The sequence below is a fragment of the Flavobacterium columnare genome, assembly GCF_014844295.1.
GTDB classification, from domain to species: Bacteria; Bacteroidota; Bacteroidia; order Flavobacteriales; family Flavobacteriaceae; genus Flavobacterium; species Flavobacterium columnare.
The window spans coordinates 2,367,162-2,388,819 of record NZ_CP054494.1 but is presented as its reverse complement, the minus strand read 5'-3'; the positions used below and the strand labels follow the sequence as shown (position 1 = coordinate 2,388,819).

17 protein-coding genes, 3 tRNA genes and 1 pseudogene are annotated in these 21,658 nt (G+C 31.5%); 4 read left to right on the top strand and 17 right to left on the bottom strand.

The genetic code is table 11. The features are described 5' to 3' along the window. Positions 1–229 precede the first annotated feature (229 nt). Together HUE53_RS10395 and HUE53_RS10390 are read right to left on the bottom strand one after the other, a co-directional pair. Positions 230–478 carry a hypothetical protein gene (locus tag HUE53_RS10395; RefSeq protein WP_077225034.1) on the bottom strand — a complete coding sequence of 83 codons (249 nt, stop codon included), beginning with the start codon at positions 476–478 and terminating at the stop codon, positions 230–232. A gap of 829 nt (positions 479–1,307) precedes the next feature. After that, on the bottom strand, positions 1,308–2,996 hold the full coding sequence (locus HUE53_RS10390) for a leucine-rich repeat protein (protein WP_192188462.1): 1,689 nt from the start codon (positions 2,994–2,996) through the stop codon (positions 1,308–1,310). Positions 2,997–3,544: 548 nt separating this feature from the next. Here HUE53_RS10390 and HUE53_RS10385 point away from each other — a divergent pair. Next, positions 3,545–5,737, top strand: a complete 2,193-nt coding sequence (locus HUE53_RS10385) for a B12-binding domain-containing radical SAM protein (RefSeq protein WP_014165562.1) — start codon at positions 3,545–3,547, stop codon at positions 5,735–5,737. Positions 5,738–6,145: 408 nt separating this feature from the next. Here the strand turns inward: HUE53_RS10385 and typA are convergent, their stop codons facing one another. The 6 genes from typA to proS all read right to left on the bottom strand — a co-directional run bounded on the left by typA (position 6,146) and on the right by proS (position 10,448). Further along, complete coding sequence (typA, locus tag HUE53_RS10380; protein ID WP_014165563.1) at positions 6,146–7,945, bottom strand: translational GTPase TypA; 1,800 nt, start codon at positions 7,943–7,945, stop codon at positions 6,146–6,148. A 217-nt stretch (positions 7,946–8,162) separates the two neighbouring features. Next, positions 8,163–8,414 (bottom strand): 30S ribosomal protein S20, encoded by a 252-nt coding sequence (gene rpsT, locus HUE53_RS10375; RefSeq protein WP_014165564.1) that lies wholly within the window; start codon positions 8,412–8,414, stop codon positions 8,163–8,165. A 157-nt stretch (positions 8,415–8,571) separates the two neighbouring features. After that, positions 8,572–8,643, bottom strand: a tRNA-Glu gene (locus HUE53_RS10370). 27 nt (positions 8,644–8,670) lie between these two features. Then, positions 8,671–8,742, bottom strand: a tRNA-Glu gene (locus tag HUE53_RS10365). Between the two features lie 35 nt (positions 8,743–8,777). After that, positions 8,778–8,849 (bottom strand) — tRNA-Glu (locus HUE53_RS10360). A 120-nt stretch (positions 8,850–8,969) separates the two neighbouring features. Further along, the gene (proS, locus tag HUE53_RS10355) at positions 8,970–10,448 is read right to left on the bottom strand and encodes a proline--tRNA ligase (RefSeq protein WP_014165565.1); all 1,479 of its coding nucleotides are present in this window, start codon (positions 10,446–10,448) and stop codon (positions 8,970–8,972) included. Positions 10,449–10,546: 98 nt separating this feature from the next. Between proS and HUE53_RS10350 the strand changes: the two genes are divergently transcribed. The 3 genes from HUE53_RS10350 (at position 10,547) to rimO (ending at position 14,684) form a co-directional block, all read left to right on the top strand. Continuing rightward, positions 10,547–11,644 carry an alkaline phosphatase family protein gene (locus HUE53_RS10350; protein ID WP_014165566.1) on the top strand — a complete coding sequence of 366 codons (1,098 nt, stop codon included), beginning with the start codon at positions 10,547–10,549 and terminating at the stop codon, positions 11,642–11,644. A gap of 64 nt (positions 11,645–11,708) precedes the next feature. Further along, on the top strand, positions 11,709–13,241 hold the full coding sequence (locus HUE53_RS10345) for an OmpP1/FadL family transporter (RefSeq protein ID WP_014165567.1): 1,533 nt from the start codon (positions 11,709–11,711) through the stop codon (positions 13,239–13,241). Positions 13,242–13,382: 141 nt separating this feature from the next. Then, positions 13,383–14,684 carry a 30S ribosomal protein S12 methylthiotransferase RimO gene (gene rimO, locus HUE53_RS10340; protein WP_107317709.1) on the top strand — a complete coding sequence of 434 codons (1,302 nt, stop codon included), beginning with the start codon at positions 13,383–13,385 and terminating at the stop codon, positions 14,682–14,684. A gap of 343 nt (positions 14,685–15,027) precedes the next feature. Here the strand turns inward: rimO and HUE53_RS14340 are convergent, their stop codons facing one another. From HUE53_RS14340 to HUE53_RS10305, 9 genes and pseudogenes are all read right to left on the bottom strand, one after another. Continuing rightward, positions 15,028–15,240 carry a hypothetical protein gene (locus HUE53_RS14340; protein ID WP_225556138.1) on the bottom strand — a complete coding sequence of 71 codons (213 nt, stop codon included), beginning with the start codon at positions 15,238–15,240 and terminating at the stop codon, positions 15,028–15,030. A gap of 210 nt (positions 15,241–15,450) precedes the next feature. Then, positions 15,451–15,756 carry a transposase gene (locus HUE53_RS14335; protein WP_014165570.1) on the bottom strand — a complete coding sequence of 102 codons (306 nt, stop codon included), beginning with the start codon at positions 15,754–15,756 and terminating at the stop codon, positions 15,451–15,453. 144 nt (positions 15,757–15,900) lie between these two features. Then, positions 15,901–15,960: pseudogene (locus HUE53_RS14580) on the bottom strand (transposase-like zinc-binding domain-containing protein); the annotation flags it as partial. A gap of 591 nt (positions 15,961–16,551) precedes the next feature. After that, on the bottom strand, positions 16,552–18,228 hold the full coding sequence (locus HUE53_RS10330; protein WP_014165571.1) for a thiol-activated cytolysin family protein: 1,677 nt from the start codon (positions 18,226–18,228) through the stop codon (positions 16,552–16,554). A gap of 92 nt (positions 18,229–18,320) precedes the next feature. Further along, the gene (locus HUE53_RS10325; protein ID WP_060381770.1) at positions 18,321–18,617 is read right to left on the bottom strand and encodes a DUF721 domain-containing protein; all 297 of its coding nucleotides are present in this window, start codon (positions 18,615–18,617) and stop codon (positions 18,321–18,323) included. Beyond that, a complete protein-coding gene (locus HUE53_RS10320) occupies positions 18,598–19,020 on the bottom strand; it encodes a lipocalin family protein (protein ID WP_014165573.1) in 423 nt (140 codons plus the stop codon). The genes HUE53_RS10325 and HUE53_RS10320 overlap by 20 nt, the downstream gene beginning before the upstream one ends. Positions 19,021–19,151: 131 nt before the next feature. Continuing rightward, positions 19,152–20,438 (bottom strand): cryptochrome/photolyase family protein, encoded by a 1,287-nt coding sequence (locus tag HUE53_RS10315; RefSeq protein ID WP_065213412.1) that lies wholly within the window; start codon positions 20,436–20,438, stop codon positions 19,152–19,154. Between the two features lie 10 nt (positions 20,439–20,448). Then, positions 20,449–20,931, bottom strand: coding sequence for an SRPBCC family protein (locus HUE53_RS10310; RefSeq protein WP_014165575.1), 483 nt, complete (start codon positions 20,929–20,931; stop codon positions 20,449–20,451). A 5-nt stretch (positions 20,932–20,936) separates the two neighbouring features. After that, positions 20,937–21,656, bottom strand: coding sequence for a lycopene cyclase domain-containing protein (locus tag HUE53_RS10305; RefSeq protein ID WP_065213410.1), 720 nt, complete (start codon positions 21,654–21,656; stop codon positions 20,937–20,939). Between the last annotated feature and the right edge of the window lie 2 nt (positions 21,657–21,658).

Sequence of the window (21,658 nt, the reverse complement as noted above, 5' to 3'; positions counted from 1 at the left end):
GAATCTGTAATAAATTTCTAATGCGTAATCTGATATAAAGTTATTATTCAACGGTAGTTAATATTTCTTTTTATAATTGCCTTTTAGATATACAAATTAGTAGTTTATCCACAATACCCTTTGCAAACATCTCTTTAATACCTCTTATTTAGTCTCTCATAAAAGTAAAAAAGTAAATTATGATGGTATTATTCAGGATTTTTTCAAAAAGTATCTGTTATAGGCAATTTCACTTGTAATTTGTAAACTTTTTGATAAGCCTGTATCTTTGTTCTTTTTTAAAGATCGTTTCTAAACTAAAATCTTCTATACCCTCCTGTATATCAAGAGAAATGATTAAACAATCAATATTGGTGTCATTTTGAATTTTTAATTTTTCTCTCACTCTATTCAATCGAGCATAACCTACCACTTGCCTAATATCCTGATGGAAATATACTTCCTTGTACCGTAATTTATATTTAGTATCTATAATCATTTGACAATGGAGTTTTGAAACCAGAACATCTAAGCTATTACTATAAGTGGATAATTAATAATATATTTCTTACTTACAAAATGGATTAAGCTTTAATCTGTTTGAGTTCATTGTCTTTAATTTCGTTTGAAATACGTTCAAAGACGGGATGACAATAATTTATGATAGGTTGGATGCTGCTATATTTTTTCCAAAAAGATTTTGATTACTTTTCCCATAACTACTAACAAAGTATAACACTTTTTTTAAAAAAATCTGTTTTTAATGCCATCTTCGCGAAACAGCTAAGATTTCGCTACCTTCAGAACACAAAAAATGCCCTCCTATTGAACGGAACCATTGGCATTTCATTCCCTTAGACCTTTGAGTTTTGGCTACCACCAAGATACCAAGCGAGTGGCTCTCTTTTGTAAAAAACTGCTAGAATGTAAATTGCCGTTTTTGCAACAAGGTCATTTCGGCAATCCTTTTTATTTAAGCTGATTTTAGGTTGGTATTACTTCTATTTTTATCTGCAATGCAGGAAACTTGCGGCGCTTCCACATACTACTCAAAAAGCCATAATCCCTCATTTTGATAAGATTTTAGGGAGTATATGCAAGGTAAAACATCTTATAAACTCCTCCAAAGAAAGTGTCATTTCTTTTTTAATTCCTTGTTCCTTTTAAAAAAGAATAAAAAAGAGGTTGTCCAAACATTTTTTTAGGACAACCTCTTTTTATTGGTTTACGCTGAATTTGCGATTTTGTAATGTCTTATGGAATAGTAAAAACCAAAGGAGTATACATTCTTTTTATATCTTAAAGGATTTATAAAAAATCCTTTGCAACTACTCTTTCACTATTTTTTTTAAAACTTTGTAGCCTGTTTTGTTTTGTCCAGAAAATAGATAGATTCCTTTTGGTAGTTCAGAGAGGTTCATAGTATCTGTGTTTTGCTCATTTCTAGAAACTAATTTACCCTCTGCGTTATAAATTGCAATATTTTCTAAATCTTCTGAAAAATACAATACCTCTTTTGCTGGATTAGGATATAGAACAAAGCTATTTTTTATATTTTCTGATGTAGAAAGAGTCTGTTCTATAATCTTAAAATTTTTCCAAATTACAGCTGCTTGATATGCAGCAACTCTACCTTCAGGAATTTTTAGTTCTATATTATTTAAAACAAGCCCATTAAAAACATCCCCAGATACTGCAAGTGGATCTATCCAATTTACAGTAACAGCAGTTAAACCTCTGCAATTTTCGAAAGCTCTATTTCTAATAGAAGTAACAGAATTAGGAATGGTAAGGGTGGTTAAAGCTCTACAATCCTGAAAAGCTCCATATCTAATAGTAGTAACTGAATCAGGAATGTTAACAGTCCTTAAACCTCTACAATCCTTAAAAGAATACGTTCCAATAGAAGTAAGCGAATTAGGTATGGTAACAGTGGTTAAAGCAGTACAATTTTCAAAAGCACTTTCACCAATAGAAGTAACTGAATTGGAAAGGGTAAGGGTATTTAACCCTTCGCAATTTAGAAAAGCTTTATCGCCAATAGAAATAACGGAATTAGGAATGATAACAGATCTTAAATTAGTGCAATAATAAAAAGCTTTATTTCCTATAGAAGTAACCGAATTGGGAATAGTAACGGTAGTTAAACCAGCACAACCCGAAAAAACAGATTCCCCAATAGAAGTAATAGAACTAGGAATCGTAATAGTAGTTAAACTACGACAATTATCAAAAGCATTATTTCCGATAGAAGTAACGGAATTAGAAAGGGTAACACTAGCTAAACTACGGCAACGCTCAAAAGCACTACTTCCGATAGAAGTAACGGAATTCGGAATAATAACAGAAGTTAAACCTGTTTTATAAAAGGCATTGCTTCCTATGGAAGTAACCGAATCAGGAATGGTAATAGAGCTTAATTTAGAACATAAATAAAAAGCTCTACTTTCTATAGAAGTAACAGAATCAGGAATGGTAACAGTCGACAAATTAGAACACCCCGAAAAAAGAGCACTATTAATAGAGGTAACAGAATTAGGAATGGTAACAGCGGATAATCCTAAACATCCTGAAAAAGCCAAATTTCCAATAGAGGTAATGGAATTAGGAAGATTAACAGCGGTTAAGAGTTCGCAATTAATAAAAGTAGAAAAACCAATAGAGGTAACGGAATTAGGAATGGTAACAGAAGTTAAACCTTTGCAATTTTCAAAAGCCTCATCTCCGATAGAGGTAACCGAGTTAGGAATGCTAACAGAAGTTAAACCTGTACAATTCTGAAAAGCACCATATCGAATAGAGGTAACTGTATAAGTAACACCTGCATTATCTACAGTAGAAGGAATAGTAATAGCGCCGCTAATAGAGGTATTAGGTGTTCTTACACTTACATTCATACCCGATGTCACCTCGTAGGTTAAATTTCCTACTGCAAACTCCTGCGGAAAAATACTAACTGTAAATAATAGAGCTACTATTATATTCAATCTTTTTAAAATTTTTTCAATCTTCATCATAATATTTTTTTGCAAATTTAAGTATAACTTTTGTTCTTTCTACTAATAGTATACCGTTTTTTAAGGCTAAAGAGAGGGTAACATTCGATGTTTTTTCTTTGTTTAGGCTCTAGTTATCCTTTTTTATTTATATTTCCCTGTGATCTTTAGTGTGTGTTTTTGATGACTCTTCTTTTAAATATTTCTTATAATTCAATACCGTTTCACTCCGTTTTTTCTATCTAAAAAATCCAAATCTTCTATCTTTCTACAACATAATAATGAGAGCACTAATAATAGGTTATTCTAATCATTAAACATAAAAACAACTTCACAAATGGTTTTCTTATTCACTCTAATTATACCTCTTCGTGTATTTTTACCCCAGATTAGCATTATTTATTACAGATAAAACCTATATATCGAGAAAAAATTTCCGTCTTTTTTTCTCTTCTTTTCTTCATCTTTTAGAAATTATCCCAATATTTTAGAAAAAAAATACAATCTCATAGATTCAAAACCTTAACAAAATGCTTTTTTAGATTTACCTTTGCAAAAAAAACAATCCCTTGAAAACCATTTTACTTATAACTCCTCCTTTTACCCAACTGAATACACCGTACCCAGCTACTGCCTATATAAAAGGTTTTTTGAATACTAAATCTATTTCATCATTTCAAATAGATTTAGGCATTGAAGTTATTTTAAAATTATTTTCTAAAAAAGGGGTTGAAAAAATATTTGAAATAAAAAAAACAGAAATCAATCATTTAACCGAGAACGCTCAACGAATCTATTCTCTTAGAAATGATTATATAAAAACAATTGAAAGTGTTATTGCCTTTTTACAAGGAAAAAAACCGTCACTAGCACGCCAAATCTGTTCAGGAAATTTCTTACCCGAAGCCTCTCGTTTCCAACAATTAGACGACATGGATTGGGCTTTTGGTAATATGGGAATGCAAGATAAAGCAAAACATTTAGCCACTTTATATCTTGAAGATTTATCTGATTTTATTATAGAATGTGTTGATGAAAATTTTGGTTTTAGCCGCTACGCTGAACGATTAGGAAGAAGCGCTAATTCTTTTGATGAACTACATCATTGTTTAAAAGAAGAACTCACTCATATTGACTCTATTACGCTAGAAATCCTAGAAGAAAAAATTAAAAACACAGCACCAAAACTCATTTGTCTTTCCGTTCCTTTTCCAGGGAATTTATACAGTGCTTTTCGTTGTGCACAATTCATTAAAAAACATTATCCTGAAATAAAAACCGCTATGGGAGGAGGTTTCCCTAATACGGAACTCCGCGATTTAAAAGATAAAAGGGTTTTTGAATTCTTTGATTTCATTACTCTTGATGATGGTGAATTACCATTAGAATTACTATGCACCCATATCTATAATACGAGCTCTAAAGAAATACAACTAAAACGAACTTTTATTCTTGAAAATGATGAAGTTATTTTTAAAAATAATTGTACACAACCTGATTATAAACAAAGCGAGGTAGGTACTCCTGATTATTCTGACTTATTGCTTGATCAATATATATCAGTAATAGAAATAGCCAATCCTATGCACAGTTTATGGAGTGATGGTCGATGGAACAAACTTACTATGGCACATGGTTGTTATTGGGGAAAATGTACATTTTGCGATATTTCATTAGATTATATCAAAATTTACGAACCTATTCACGCCCGAATTATAGTAGATCGTATGGAAAAAATCATTCAGCAAACAGGAGAAAGTGGTTTTCATTTTGTAGATGAAGCAGCCCCTCCTGCCCTTATGCGAGAAGTGGCTTTAGAAATTTTAAGAAGAGATCTAGTGGTCACTTGGTGGACTAACATTCGTTTTGAAAAAAGTTTTTCGAGAGATCTGTGTTTGCTTCTAAAACTTTCAGGATGTATAGCCGTATCAGGCGGATTAGAAGTAGCCTCTGATCGCTTATTAGCTTTAATAAAAAAAGGAGTAACAGTAGAACAAGTAGCCCGGGTAACACGTAATTTTACAGAGGCAGGTATTATGGTACATGCCTATCTTATGTACGGATATCCAACCCAAACAATTCAAGAAACAATTGACAGTTTAGAAATGGTACGTCAACTTTTTGAGATGGGTGTATTACAAAGTGGTTTTTGGCATCAGTTTGCCATGACCGCGCATAGCCCCGTAGGAATGAATCCTGAAGATTTTGGTGTAATTCCAAAAATAAACGAGATTACTTTTGCTAACAATGATATTCAGTTTAGGGATAAAACAGGGATTAACCACGATCAGTTTAGTTTTGGTTTAAAAAAATCACTTTTTAATTATATGCATGGTTTATGCTTTGATTTCCCTTTGCAAGATTGGTTTGATTTTAAAATTCCTCGAACTAAAATTGCGCCCAATTTTATTGAAAACTGCCTAATAACTGAAGATCCGTTTAATTTTAAACCTAATCAAAAAGTTTATTACATAGCTCCTCTTCCTCAAATTAAATTTTTCACAAAAAGTAAAAAAGGAAGATCTTGGGAAATGGCAGAAATGCTTTTTGAAACAAAAACAAATCGCTTTTCAATTCATCTAGAAAAAGGACACGCCCTCTGGTTACTTCAAAAATTAACCAACTTAGATATAAGAAACCATATTCCTCAAAATTTAGGACAGATAAAAAATAGCTTTGAAGAAAAATTTGAAGATTTTGAAATATTTTGGTTTTCAAAATCATTAAATCTAGTAAAAGAAAATGGTTTAATCTGTTTATAGTATTATTTTAAATTATGTCTATCAATTTATAAATCCATTTTTCGACTTATTAAAATTAAAAAAATACTAATTTCATTTGGCTTTATTTTCATAAAAAAGGGTTAATAGTCAAAAAGGGTTGGTGAAAATACTGTAAAGCATTATAAAATATGATATTTCGAAGGGTTTATTGAAACAAATTTCAATAAACTTTTTTTATTTATGAAAACTTCAAAAAAAGAGATATCCAACTTGTAAAAGTCTAGAAACTATAAAATGAGGAATTCAACAAAAAACAACGATTTAAGTATAGGTATTGTGGGCAATTATTTACTGCTATTAATAATAAATGTTTCAGATTCTAATAAAGAAATAAAATCAATATAAAATAAAAAAACCAGCCTTTAAAGACTGGTTTTAGGTGTTTTATTACGCTATTTTATTACGTTTTCTGTCATTTTCATTTAAAAAGATTTTACGTAAGCGAAGCGATTTAGGAGTTACTTCTACATACTCATCTTTTTGAATATATTCTAATGCTTCTTCTAATGTGAATTTTATAGCAGGAACAATTCTAGTTTTATCATCAGCTCCCGCACTACGGAAGTTTGTTAACTGTTTTGTTTTAGTAATATTTACAACCATATCATCACCACGAGAGTTCTCGCCAATTACCTGACCTTCGTACACATCTTCATTTGGATCTACAAAGAACTTACCTCTGTCTTGTAATTTATTGATTGAATAAGGAATTGCTTTTCCGTTTTCCATACAAATTAAAGAGCCACTAATACGTCCTGAAATTTCACCCTTATAAGGTTGATATTCTAAGAAACGGTGTGCCATAATAGCTTCACCTGCTGTAGCTGTTAATAATTGGTTACGTAATCCAATGATACCACGAGAAGGAATGATAAATTTAATAATCATACGTTCGCCTCTTGGCTCCATACTTAACATTTCACCTTTACGAACTGTTACAAATTCTACTGCTTTACCTGATACATTTTCAGGTAAATCAATGGTTAATTCTTCAACAGGTTCGCATTTTACGCCATCAATTTCTTTAATGATAACTTGAGGTTGGCCAATTTGCAATTCATAACCCTCACGGCGCATTGTTTCAATTAAAACAGATAAGTGTAATACACCACGACCAAAAACCATAAATTTATCAGCAGAATCAGTTTCATTAACGCGTAATGCTAAGTTTTTTTCTAATTCTTTTGTTAAACGATCTTTAATATGACGAGAAGTTACAAATTTACCCTCTTTACCAAAGAAAGGTGAGTCATTAATTGTAAATAACATACTCATTGTAGGCTCATCAATAGCAATAGTAGCTAATGCTTCTGGATTTTCGAAATCAGCCACAGTATCACCAATATCAAACCCTTCTAAACCTACAATTGCACAAATATCACCTGCAACGACTTCTTGTACTTTTTTACGGCCAAGACCTTCAAAAGTATGTAATTCCTTAATTCTAGACTTTGTGGTAGAGCCATCACGTTTTACGAGTGAAATATTCATTCCTTCACTTAAAACACCTCTTTGTAAACGACCAATCGCTATACGGCCTGTAAATGAAGAGAAATCTAATGAAGTAATTAACATTTGTGGAGTACCTTCAGAAACTTTAGGAGCAGGTACATTGTTTAGAACCATGTCTAAAAGAGGTTCTATAGATGAAGTTTGAACTTTCCAATCCTCGCTCATCCAGTTGTTCTTTGCAGAACCATATACACAAGGAAAATCTAATTGTTCTTCAGTAGCACCTAATTCAAACATTAAATCGAAAACTTTTTCATGTACCTCTTCAGGAGTACAGTTTTCTTTATCTACCTTGTTTATAACCACACATGGTTTTAAACCTAAATCAATTGCTTTTTGTAATACGAAACGAGTTTGTGGCATAGGTCCTTCAAAAGCATCTACTAATAAGCATACTCCATCAGCCATATTTAATACACGTTCTACTTCTCCACCAAAATCCGCGTGACCAGGAGTGTCTATAATGTTGATCTTAGTTCCTTTGTAAGTAACAGATACGTTTTTAGAAGTAATTGTGATACCGCGTTCGCGTTCTAAATCATTGTTGTCAAGGATTAAATCTCCTGTATTTTCATTTTCTCTGAATAATTGACAGTGGTACATAATTTTGTCAACCAAAGTCGTTTTGCCGTGGTCAACGTGCGCGATAATGGCAATATTTCTAATTGATTCCATGTGTGTGATTTTTGAAGGTGCAAAATTACAATTATTTTTTTCTAATTCAATCGTTAAGTATTGATTAGTTTAAAAAGATTTCTTCTCTTTATAAAAAAAACAAATAATATGTAAGTTATTTGAGTAGGATCCCCTTTTTTTTGATAGGTCTGATGGTGTAATAAAATAAAAAATCCCGAATGATTCGGGATTTATTTTTTGAACACTTAATTATAGATTATAAAGCAGCTACGTGTCTTGTTAATTTTGACTTTAAGTTAGAAGCTTTATTATCGTGTATGATATTTTTCTTAGCTAATTTGTCAATCATTGAAATAACGATTGGTAACTTAGCAACTGCTTCAGCTTTATCTGTAGCTAAACGGATAGTTTTGATAGCGTTACGAGTAGTTTTGTGTTGGTATCTGTTTAATACTCTTCTTTTTTCGTTACTTCTAATTCTTTTTAATGCTGACTTATGATTTGCCATTGTTCTTTAATTTTAATTGTAATAATAATTTATAAACTATTAGTTAAAAAAGAAAAACCTCCCACAACTACCTTGGTAATCACTTTGGTTTTAACTAATAAAATAATACTCGAGACACTAAGTAATTATTTTATAAAACTTATTTACAACTAATTTGTAGCCCGTAGGGGAATCGAACCCCTCTTGCAAGAATGAAAATCTTGAGTCCTAACCGATAGACGAACGGGCCAAGAAGCCTTATAGTATTTTAAAGTTGTAGCCCGTAGGGGAATCGAACCCCTCTTGCAAGAATGAAAATCTTGAGTCCTAACCGATAGACGAACGGGCCATAAGGCATTTGTTTTTTCAGTATTTCAATTTTTGTAGCCCGTAGGGGAATCGAACCCCTCTTGCAAGAATGAAAATCTTGAGTCCTAACCGATAGACGAACGGGCCTTTTTGTACTTTGATTGCTTTTATTGAGCGATCATTTCCGTATTTCGAGTGCAAAGATACACACATTTTTTGTTTTTGCAATAGCACTCGTAATTTTTTTTTGTTTTTTTTTATCTTTTTTTAGTAAGCCTTTGCAAATAAGACTCTTCCGTTTGAAGGATTTCCTGAAAAAATACAAATTCCATTTTCTTCTTTTCGTTCTAAAGGGATACAACGGATCGTTGCTTTGGTTAATTCTTTTATTTTTTCTTCGGTTTCTGGGGTTCCGTCCCAATGAGCGGATACAAATCCTCCTTTGTTTTCTAAGATATCTTTAAACTCATCAAATGTGTTTACTTCTGTAATATGAGCATTTCTAAAACTTAAAGCTTTAGTGAACATTTCGGTTTGGATTTCTTCCATTAAGCTTTGAATAAAGGATACTACGTCCTCTTTGGTTACTACTTGTTTAGATAAAGTATCACGACGAGCAATTTCAAAAGTTCCGTTTTCTAAATCTTTAGGTCCTATAGCCACGCGAACAGGGACTCCTTTTAGTTCCCATTCAGCAAATTTAAACCCTGGTTTTTGTGTGGTTCTGTTGTCAAACTTAACAGAAAGACCTAGCTTTCTTAAGGAATTACTTAAATCATCAGCTGCTGCCGTGATTTTTTCTAATTCTTCATCTGATTTAAAAATAGGTACAATAACGACTTGAATAGGGGCTAAGTTAGGAGGTAGTACTAATCCGTTATCGTCAGAGTGAGTCATAATTAAAGCTCCCATTAAACGGGTAGATACGCCCCATGAAGTTCCCCATACATATTCTTGTTTGCCTTCGGAACTGGTGAATTTTACATCAAAGGCATTGGCAAAGTTTTGGCCTAAAAAATGAGATGTTCCTGCTTGTAATGCCTTACCATCTTGCATTAAGGCTTCTATACAAAAAGTTTCTTCAGCTCCTGCAAAACGCTCATTAGCGGTTTTTACTCCTTTTACTACTGGTATAGCCATAAAGTTCTCAACGAAATTGGCATATACATTCATCATTTGTACTGTTTCGTCTAATGCTTCTTGTTTTGTAGCATGTGCTGTGTGACCTTCTTGCCATAAAAACTCAGCTGTACGTAAAAATAAGCGTGTACGCATTTCCCAACGTACTACATTGGCCCATTGGTTAATTAGTAATGGAAGGTCTCTGTATGATTGAATCCAGTTTTTATAAGTACTCCAAATAATAGCCTCAGAAGTAGGACGTACAATTAGTTCTTCTTCTAATTTAGCATTAGGATCAACCATTAATTTACCTGGTCGTTCTTCATCATTTTTTAAACGATAGTGTGTAACCACAGCACATTCTTTGGCAAAACCTTCTGCATTTTTTTCTTCGGCTTCAAACATACTTTTAGGTACAAAAAGAGGGAAATAGGCGTTACTGTGCCCTGTTTCTTTAAACATTTTGTCTAATTGTGCTTGCATTTTTTCCCAAATAGCATAGCCGTAAGGTTTGATCACCATACATCCTCTAACCGCTGAATTTTCAGCTAAATCGGCTTTTACTACTAGTTCATTATACCATTTGGAATAATCGTCTGCGCGTTTTGTTAAGTTCTTGCTCATTATCAGTATTTTGGCACAAAAATTGTGATTTGTTAAAGTTGAAATAATTTGTGCAAAACTAGTTATTTTTGTATTGTCCAACAATAAAAAATTGAGAAATGAAAACAAACTTCCAATATTTAAGAAATGCTGTTGTTAAAACAGTATTAGTAAGCATAGGCTTGCTTGCACAAGCTTGTGCTTCTTATCAAAATATTTCCTATTATGATAATGATGGCATTTATGGTTCTACTCCTAAGGAAACGAGGATAGTTCAAGAGATTAAAGATCAAAATAATGATGGTGGACGTTATAAAGAGTATTTTGGTGCTAAAGCAAATGATTTTAAAATCTCTAATAAAGAAGTGTTTACAGATATTGCTAGTTATACTTCAACTTTAGATACTACTAAAATAGTATCTAGAAAGAATTATGAAGGTTGGGGAGGCAATAATAAAGAGGTAACGGTAAATGTATACAATAATTCTTGGAATCATTGGGGATGGAGTTATGGAACATGGTGGAACCATTGGGGATATAGACCTTATTATTCTGGATTTAGTTATTGGAATGATTGGTATTATAGCCCTCATTGGGGATATACGTATTATGGTCCTTATTGGGGATCTGGTTGGTATGACCCTTACTATACTAATACGTATTATGGTTGGAATAATTCTTATTATTATGGAAGAAATTACAGTTATAGTGGAGAAAGAAGGTTTGGAGGATATGATGGAGGAAGTTATTTAAACTATTCAAATTCGTTTTTAAATTATAATACCAATCCAAATTATATTGGTTCAAGAAGAAATGGAGGAGATACACAAGATTATATAACTAATACTAGACCTAGAAACTATGAATCTTCGCCAAGGAGCTATGAAACACCTAGAAACTATGAATCTTCACCAAGGAGTTATGAAGCACCTAGAAACTATGAATCTTCACCAAGGAGTTATGAAGCACCTAAAAACTATGAATCTTCACCAAGGAGTTATGAAGCACCTAGAAACTATGAATCTTCACCAAGGAGTTATGAGGCACCTAGAAACTATGAATCTTCACCAAGGAGTTATGAAGCACCTAGAAACTATGAATCTTCACCAAGGAGTTATGAAGCACCTAGAAACTATGAATCTTCACCAAGGAGTTATGAAGCGCCTAGAAACTATGAGTCTTCACCTAGATTTTATAATAATGGAGGGCGTAGATAACCATAGTTTAAGATTCAAAATTTGTTAAATGCTACTTTATATTTAAGGTTTTATAAGTAAAAAAATGAAAAAGTTTTATTTAGTATTTATTATTCTTATAAGTTTTTTGAATAGTAATGCACAAGGAGTAAAAGAAGCTCTGCAATATTCCATAATAGATATGAATGGAACCGCTCGATTTAGAGCCCTAAGCGGTGCTTTCGGTGCTTTGGGAGGAGATTTGTCAGCGATAAGTATAAATCCAGCTAGTTCTGTCGTATTTGCAAATAATCAATTTGCTTTTACCCTGAATAATAGATACAATGGTATTAGAACTCAATATTTTGAAACAAATACAAATACCAATACGGGTAATTTGACTTTTAATCAAATTGGAGGGGTTTTTGTTTTTGAAAATAACAATAAGTATTCCGATTGGAACAAATTTGCTTTAGCGTTGAATTATGATGATCAAGCAAATTTTAAAAATACTGTAGCTGTATTGGGTGAAAATCCAATAAATTCTATTGATAAATATTTTTTAAACCATGCAAGAGGGATGCGCTTTTCTGATATTGCAGGTTTAAATTATGATCAAATGGGCTTTACTCAAAACCAAGTAGCTCTAGGTTATAGGTCTCAATTATTAGATTATGATACGGTGAATAATGTGTTTTATGCTAATGTTTCACATGCTTCTGATGGTAAGAAATATACGCAACAAAGTTACATAAGTAATACAGGATATAACGGTAAATTAGCTTTTAATTTTTCTACCGAATATGATAAAAAATGGATGTTAGGTCTTAATTTAAACGCACATTTTTCTGATTATACACAACAAAAAACATTTACAGAAAAAAATGACAAAGCATATTATTCAAAAGGTGCTACGATCAATGAGGTGTTATTTTATAATGAATTAACAACAAAAGGTTCGGGGTTTTCATTTCAAGTAGGGGCTATTTACAAACCCGTTGCAGGGTTGAGACTAGGACTTACGTATGAATCGCCTACTTGGATGGTTTTAGAAGATCAACTAATACAAAGAATTTCTACTTCGGGAGTAGTTGTCAAGCCGGTAGGAGGAAGTACGACTTATAGTCCTGTTGTTAACAAAGTAGATCCGAGAACAACCATTATTTTTGCGCCCTATACAGTCGTTACGCCTAGTAAATGGAGTTTTAGTGGGGGGTATGTTTTTGGTAAACAAGGGTTTATTAGTTTTGATTACAGTGTAAAAGATTATTCTTCGATTATTTTTAAGCCTATTAACCAATTTAATAATCCAAATGAAAATAATTCTAATAATATATTTTCAAATTTGTTTAGAACATCTAATGAGTTTAGAGTAGGTGTTGAGAAAAAAATAAAACAATGGAGTTTACGTGGAGGGTATAGATATGAAGAGTCCCCTTATAAAGATAAAAGTTTAATGGGCGACTTAGTTGGTTTTTCAGGAGGTTTTGGCTATAATTGGGGAGGGACAAAATTAGATTTTGCTTTTTCTACTTCAAAAAGAAATTATAAAGAGTTGATTTTTGAAGGAATTCCTGATTTTGTTAGTTATTCTAGAAGAAATAATAATGCAACCCTAACACTTTCATTTGAGTTATAAGTAAATTAAATAAAAAATATAAAACCTCTTGTTTATAAAGACTAACAAGAGGTTTTGCTTTAAAGTAATAGGTGTTTTTGAATTAGAGTGTCTTATCTTTCAAAATTTTATCGTAATTTTGCACTCCAATTTTTTACAGTCATGAGAACCAAGTCGTTAAAAAAAAATAAAATCAATGTAATTACCTTAGGTTGTTCTAAGAATGTATATGATAGTGAAGTCTTAATGGGGCAACTAAAAGCCAGTGGCAAAGACGTAGCACATGAACAAGAAGGGAATATTGTAGTAATTAATACTTGTGGTTTTATTAATAATGCTAAAGAAGAATCGGTTAATACAATATTAGAATATGTAGATAAGAAAGAACAAGGTTTGATTGATAAAATTTTCGTTACAGGATGTTTATCGGAAAGATACCGTCCCGATTTAGAAAATGAAATTCCAGACGTAGATCAGTATTTTGGAACGACAGATTTGCCTTTGCTTTTAAAAGCTTTAGGGGCTGATTATAAACATGAATTATTAGGTGAACGTTTAACGACTACACCTAAAAATTATGCGTTTTTAAAAATAGCAGAAGGATGTGATCGTCCTTGTAGTTTTTGTGCTATTCCTATTATGAGAGGAAAACATATATCGCAACCTATAGAAAAATTAGTCAAAGAAGCTGAAAATTTAGCCAAGGACGGTGTAAAAGAATTAATTTTAATTGCTCAAGATCTGACTTACTATGGATTGGATTTATATAAAAAAAGAAATTTAGCAGAATTACTAGAAAACTTAGCAAAAGTAGAAGGTATAGAATGGATTCGTTTGCATTATGCTTTTCCTACAGGGTTTCCTATGGATGTATTGGATTTAATGAAGAGAGAGCCTAAAATTTGTAACTATTTAGATATCCCTTTACAGCATATTTCAGATAAAATTTTAAAATCAATGCGTCGAGGTACTACGTATGAAAAGACAACCCAGTTGATACATGATTTTAGAAAATTAGTTCCTAACATGACCATCCGTACAACACTTATTGTGGGATATCCAGGCGAAACAGAAGAAGATTTCCAGATACTTAAAAATTGGGTTGAAGAAATGCGATTTGAGCGTTTGGGTTGTTTTGCCTATTCACATGAAGAAAATACAACGGCGTTTGAATTGGAAGATGATGTGCCAGATGAAGTAAAACAAGCACGTGCTAATGAAATTATGGAAATTCAGGCTCAAATTTCATGGGAATTAAATCAAGAAAAAATAGGACAAACTTTTAAATGTATTATAGATCGTAAAGAAGGGGCTTATTTTGTAGGAAGAACAGAATTTGATAGCCCAGATGTAGATAATGAGGTATTGATAGATGCTTCTAAGTTCTACTTAAAAACAGGAGAGTTTGCAACTATTACTATTATTGATGCAAGCGAGTTTGATTTATATGGAGAGCCTGTCTAAAAAATAGCAGGTTATTGATAAAAAAGCGGTATACAAAAAGGAAGTAATTGCGTTGTTTGGACTCTCTAAAAAACAGAGAGGTCATAATGCCTTCAACAATAGAAGAAGAGCATCTGAATGTTAAATATTCTTTTTTATACAGCTTTTTTATGGTAATGTGGTCAAAAATGGTTGGTAATTTTTGATTTTAAATTGCTTATATTACAACATCAAATTCAAGAGGAAGTTGGCTCTGCTGAGGAGCAACCAACCAGCAATAAGTTTGATGATTATACGATAATTAAAGGATAGGTTTTAATCTATCCTTTTTTAATTATCGGTAATCAAATATGGCTAAAAAAACCTATTTTTGCATTTGATTTTTATAGTATAAATACCACCTTAAAAAGTTCTTTTTGTTTTTTATACTTAATCCTCTATGAATATTTAGATTCCCTTTCAAATGTCCAAAAAATGATTCAAGAGCATTAGTTGAATTTGGTATTTTATCATCTTTAAGATAGGTAAAGATATGTGGTAATGCTTTTTTAATTACAGTAAATGATCTTCTAACCATTTTATGAGTATACCAATATTTTTTACTTTCGATTTTATATGATCTTTCATTAAGATAGTCTCTATATTTTTCTTCCCAATCTATAAGCTCTATTAACCATAATTGTCTTTTGTGTTGAGAATTAAATCTGATGGATTTTAATTACAATTTGCTTTAATTCAAAGCCTGATTTGTGTTTTGGATTAGCGGTGAGCCAAATTTTACACATTCTTAAATATGTACTAAACACCTTTGAAAAGCTATGTCAGGGCAAATTCTTTGTATCGCTTTTAATACAGATTTATCACCATCAGAAGTAATATATTTTATAGTAATCCCTAGATTTAATAAATTTTGTAAATCTTCTGCAACTTCTTCATAATTTTCGTTATCAGTTATTCTATAAAGTTGAGTAGATTTTAAATGAAAATTTCTATAAACTACTAAGCAAATATCATTAGGAAGATAAGTCCCATCAATCATAAAATAAAAATCATCAGTGGAACTAAACTCTAAAACAGGAGCTTTAGATAACATTTTAGAAAAATAACGTTGTAAAGTACTTTTACTGTAACCAGATTCAAGTGAAATTTTATCAAAAATATCTTTACCGATTATCCAGTTTTTAAACCAAATCTCTTTATTAGAATCTGAAACTGATTTATTATTTGAAGTAAATAATTGACCACAATCATTACACTTAAATCGTTGCTTATTTTCTCTTATTCCCCACTTTATCGTATTGAGGCTTTTCCAAGTTGGATATCTCTTTTTTTGAAGTTTTCATAAATAAAAAAAGTTTATTGAAACAAATTTCAATAAACCCTTCGGAATATCATATTTTAGAATGCTTTACAGTATTTTTACCAACCCTTTTTGACTATTAAACCATATTTTACAATACTTAACAGCTATTTCACAAATTACACCATTTAAACTTTGAATTTTCTTTTTAAAAATAGGATATCTACAAAAACAACAAAAATTAGTGTTGGTTATCGATGCGCTTCGTGCTCGAACGAACGATGATTTCAATTATATACTCAACCGTCTGTTCAAGTTGTTTTTAAAATGAAAAAAAACGTATCGAGAATTTTACTTTTTAATCTAGTATATTTTAAGTTTAAATGATATTATTTTTGACTATTAAACCTTATTTTCCTCTTAGTTTTCGGAAATAAAAAAAGGCTGTCTGAAGAGGTCATAATCTTATCATTTCCATCAAAAGAGAGAATTACATAAAAATGATAATGTAATTTCTCCTGTCATTAAAACAACCGATTAAACGTTAAGTTTTGACTTTTCAGACAGCCTCTCTAAATTAAATACTTATTAATTTATATAACTATTTCCTTTTCCATTAACTTCAAAATTCACATAAGGAGCATCTCCTGTTGCAATAGTACCTCTTACTCTAAAAGGGCCTTGTAGTTTTTCAATAGAAGGACGTACACTATTATTGTATAACTCTGATTCTGTTATTTCTTTAAAATCAACTAAAACATTATTGGTTCTAAACTGATCCCAAGGTGCATAGGTTCCAAAACTTACTGTTTTATCATCTATAGTATATGCTATTTGGTTAAATGTACCTGTTGACGCTCCTGTTTTATGAACTGCTAAAACATATCCGTATTTTTTTACTGGAATAGAGGTTGGTGGTGTATTGTAAAAATAACTACCATACCAAGGAGTATAATTTTTTAATACAATTTCTCTATCTGTATTATTGAATATGATAATTTTGGCACAATTAGCTATACCGTAATCTGATTTTAGTTTATCCACTGCTTTTTTAGCTTCATCATAAGTCTTCGCTGTGTATAAAGTTTCTTCACATTCTGAGTAGTTTGATACTCCATTAACATTAATAGTAACATCAAGGTTTGATTCAATATTTACAGCAGTATATTCTATTGGGTATCCTGGGTTTTGTTTAGAAACCTCTGCTCCATTCACCACAAAGTCTCTTACTTTTTCAAAATTTCCTGCAAAAGCCCCAAATGCTGAATCTAATCCACCAGTTGCGCTACCTCCTAACTGTTTTGCATATACTTTTGTATTTTGAAATGTACTGGCATATCTTAACTTTTGCTCGGCTGTTATGTTTGCAGCTGGATTTTTATAAGCAAAGTTTAAAGCTTGTTCCATTTCAAAAGAACTTTCATCGGATTCGTAAACTAAAGTATATAATCTACCATAGGTTACAGATGATATATAGGCAGCTGGATTTTTTTCTCCTATATATTTATCAAATTCAGATCTTGGATACTCTTTTTTTATCCAACCAAAATCGCCTTGAAGTCCTGGTTTTGCTAATACTGATACATTAAAGAATTTTTGTTTAAGCGTAACAGCGTAATAAGTCTTGTTTTTCTTAAAGTTTATTCCCAAACTCGCTGACAAACCTGCTGCCGGTCCTGTATAACCAACCCCTACGGCTACTTGTAATTGCTTGCTATCGTAGGTTCTCTGAATTTCAACAGCATAATTAGCAGGAAACTTTGTTCCTGATTCATAGTATCCATCTAGTATTTTTTCTAAGGCTCCTTGTACTTTTCCTGCCGTTGGATTTTCTACATTCATGCTTGAAGGTTTTGATGAACTTGCTGAAAAAGCATCTACTTTTACTTCAATTGAATTTCTTCCTGTTCCATCAATAGGAATAGACGCTAGATTTCCTGATACAATAGTTCCTCCTTGCACAATGTTTCCTGGCCACAGCAAATGAGCTCCTCCTCCTAATTTTGAAAAATTTTCAAATGTCTTATCATAGCGTTCTTCAATCGTTTTACAGCTTGAATAGCCTCTTTCATTTGATGATGGAGAAAGGATTCTTCTACTAATTTTTAATTCTGTTTTAGGACCAGCATAAATCCCTTTGTCATTAAGAGCTTGACTCTCTTTTGGGGATTCATTGGTCACAACGTCTTCGTTGTTACAACTTAAAACGGACATTTGCATTACTAGTAGTAATGCCAATCTAGCATTTGGTTTTAAAAAATTCATACACATCTATTTGTAATTATCTAATCAATAAGCTTATTTTTTATTTTAAACATTATATATAACTCTAGTTATTTTTGGATAACTTCAAGAAATTACCGTAAAACAACGTCTTTTACAATTTCTCCTCCTAACTCTTCGTTTATCATTTTTATAATTTTATCTTTTCCATAACTTAATTCTTCTCTTAAAACGGCAGATGTTAATTCAACATATAAAACAGAACCTTTTAATATAACTCCTTGTGTGTAATAATTCACGCCATTTCCCATTAAATTTTTCCAAGCATCAACTACCGAAATTTGATTTAGCCCTTTCTCTAATTTGTTTGTTTGAATAATCTGTTTTAGTATGTCCCCTATTGGGCTGTCATTATTTAATCGTTTTGCCATCTTCCATTACTTTTGCGTAATAATTTTCATTTCCATTTTCTGCTTCTAAAATCATTTCTTGGTCTGTAATTTTTAGCAATTTATCCTTGTGTTTTCCAAATTTGGAACTAAATTCTAAATAAATCTCACCTTCTTTTTCTATTCCTTTTATTGTTTCTTGTAAATCGTTAATTAAAAATTTACCTGTAGGTTGCCAACGTACTTTTTTATGAAATCCTTGCTTTTCTGTGAATTCAAAATAATCATAATTTTCATTTATTACATATTTTTTATCCTCACCTTCAACGACTTCTACTTTTTCTATTTGCCAATAACCATTTAACTTATTCAATTCTTTTAATTCTATTTTTTTAGTACATGAAATAACTAAAAAAACAAACAGAATATTACACGCTAACCTCATATTTGTCCCTATTAATATGTGGTCTAAAGTAAGGAGTATTAAACTATAATAAAACTATTTTACAGGATTTTTTTAAAAAAAAGAGTCTTTTTTTTCTGTTTTTTTATCAACAATAAGCATAAGAAACAGGTTTAACCTACTATCGTTTTATAGGTAGTTAAGCATCTTTCACGAGCTATTTTATGATCTACCATAGGTTTAGGATACTGAGGGGTTTCTAACTCTGGAATCCATTTTTTGATGTATTGTAAATTGGGGTCAAACTTTTTAATCTGCTCGGTTGGGTTAAAAATCCTAAAGTAAGGTGCTGCATCTACCCCACTCCCAGCAGCCCATTGCCAGTTGCCTACATTACTTGATTGCTCATAATCTAATAATTTTGTAGCAAAATAAGCCTCACCCCAACGCCAGTCTATTAATAAATGTTTGCATAAAAAACTAGCCACAATCATTCGTACACGGTTGTGCATGTGCCCTGTTGCATTAAGCTCTCGCATACCTGCATCTACAAAAGGATAACCTGTTTGTCCTTGACACCATTTTTGAAAAAAAAGCTCATTATTTTCCCATGGTATATGATCATATTTATCCTTGAAACTCTTGTGAACTGTATGAGGAAAATGCCACAAAATTTGCATAAAAAATTCTCTCCAAATCAGTTCGTTTAGAAACGTTGGGTTTTCAAAGGTGCGCACATATTCTACTAATTTTCGTATGCTTAAAGTTCCAAAACGCAAATGAATGCTTAATAATGAGGTTCCTGGTAAACTGGGATAATTACGAGTGGCTTCGTAATGGGTTATCAACGCATCTGAAATATTATATTTAGGGAACACAATAGTAGTAGGCTTAAAACTAATGTCCTTTAAACTTAAAAAAGGGTAATTATGTGGTATTATTTTATGTATTAATTTTTCAGAGGGGTAATATGGTAATTGTATTGTATTTAAGTTTTCTTTCCATTTTTTAGAATAGGGTGTATAAACCACATAAGGTGTTTGATTGTTTTTTAATATTTCTGTTTTTTCAAAAATAACTTGATCCTTACACGTTTTAAAGGCTACTTGGTGTGATTTTAGTAGTTCATTAATGGCTTTATCTCGTTTTCGGGCGGCTGGTTCATAATCATGATTTGTATAAACATTTTCAATTTTATGCTTTGTTATAAGTTCTGAAAAAATTTCTACCGGATTGCCATAAAAGATAGCTAAAGATTTGTTTACTGCTTTAAGCTGCCTGTTAATATATTGTAACTGTTCATGAATAAACGAAACCCGAGCATCCGTTTTTTCTAATTGATTTAAAATAGTAGTATCAAAAATAAAAATAGGTAATACGCTCTGGTTTTCTTGCAAAGCAAAGTATAAGGCTGCGTTGTCCTCTACTCGTAAATCTCTTCTGTACCAAAAAATTGTCATTTTTAATTAATTATTGAAACATGTTAGCTAAAATACGGTATCGACTCTCGAAAATAAAACGCACTTTATTAGACACCCACCATCCTGCAATTAAATTACCTAGCAGCCCTAAGGGTAGTTTAAAATTAACAATATCGGTCATTAATACGTTTCCTTGTGGTGTTTTTTCAAAATGATGTTCATGATGCCACATAGTATAGGGACCAAAACGTTGTTCATCTACAAAAAATTTTTGGTGCTCTAAATGTGTAATTTCGGTTATCCAATTATTTTTTAAAAAAGGGAAAACACCTATTTTGTAGGTAATAATTTGCCCCGCATAGGTAGTATTACTGGGGTTATTAGTAATACGAAAATCCATATCCTTAGGCGTAATTTTATCAAGATTTTTGGGCAAGGTAAAAAAATGCCATGCTTCATCTAAACTAATAGGTAGTATTTGCTTAGAAGTTAGGGTATAAATACCTGATTGTTTTTTTATGCTAATATTCATCTTTTTTAATTTTTATAGGATAATTGAGTAGTATAGTTCCATTTTTCTCTAAGATATTCAAACAGGAGTACGCTACTATAAAGCATTGTAAAACAATAAAAACTGTCTTCTAAAGGCATGGTCCCTATTTGAATATTTAAGTTTTCGGTATTGTTGTAATAAACAACAGCTTGCGGGGTAAACATTCCTGTAAGTGCTGAATTAACTAAAAAAAAAGGAATGTAAATAATAACAAAACTTATATAAAACTGACGAGCATAACGCCATTGATATACGCTTTGTAAGAACATAATTAATGCAAAAAGACCTAAGCTTGAAGCGGTGTATCTTTTTTCTAAATTAAAAAAAAGTAATAATACGCTAATAATGAATAAACAAACACTTATGCTTTGGGTTGCTTTTTTAGTCAATTTAATATAAGGAAAAAAATAACACATGGCATAATGTATAAAGTTACTAGCATAGGGTATTAGCAAGAAAAACAACCATTCTTCTATGGGTAATTTCAAAAAGCGAATACCCATTAAGTAGGTGTTATTAAAACCCCAAATTTCTTGATAGGCAAAATAAATATCCCAAGCAATAAAAAACAACCCTACGACAATAATGGATAGAAAATAAGGTTTCCAAAAACGAATAAAGTGCATCCATTTCTTCTCAAAACTAAATAGAAAAGGAAGGGCAAAACTGGTTATATCTAATATGAAGTAGTAGTATTTTTCCACGA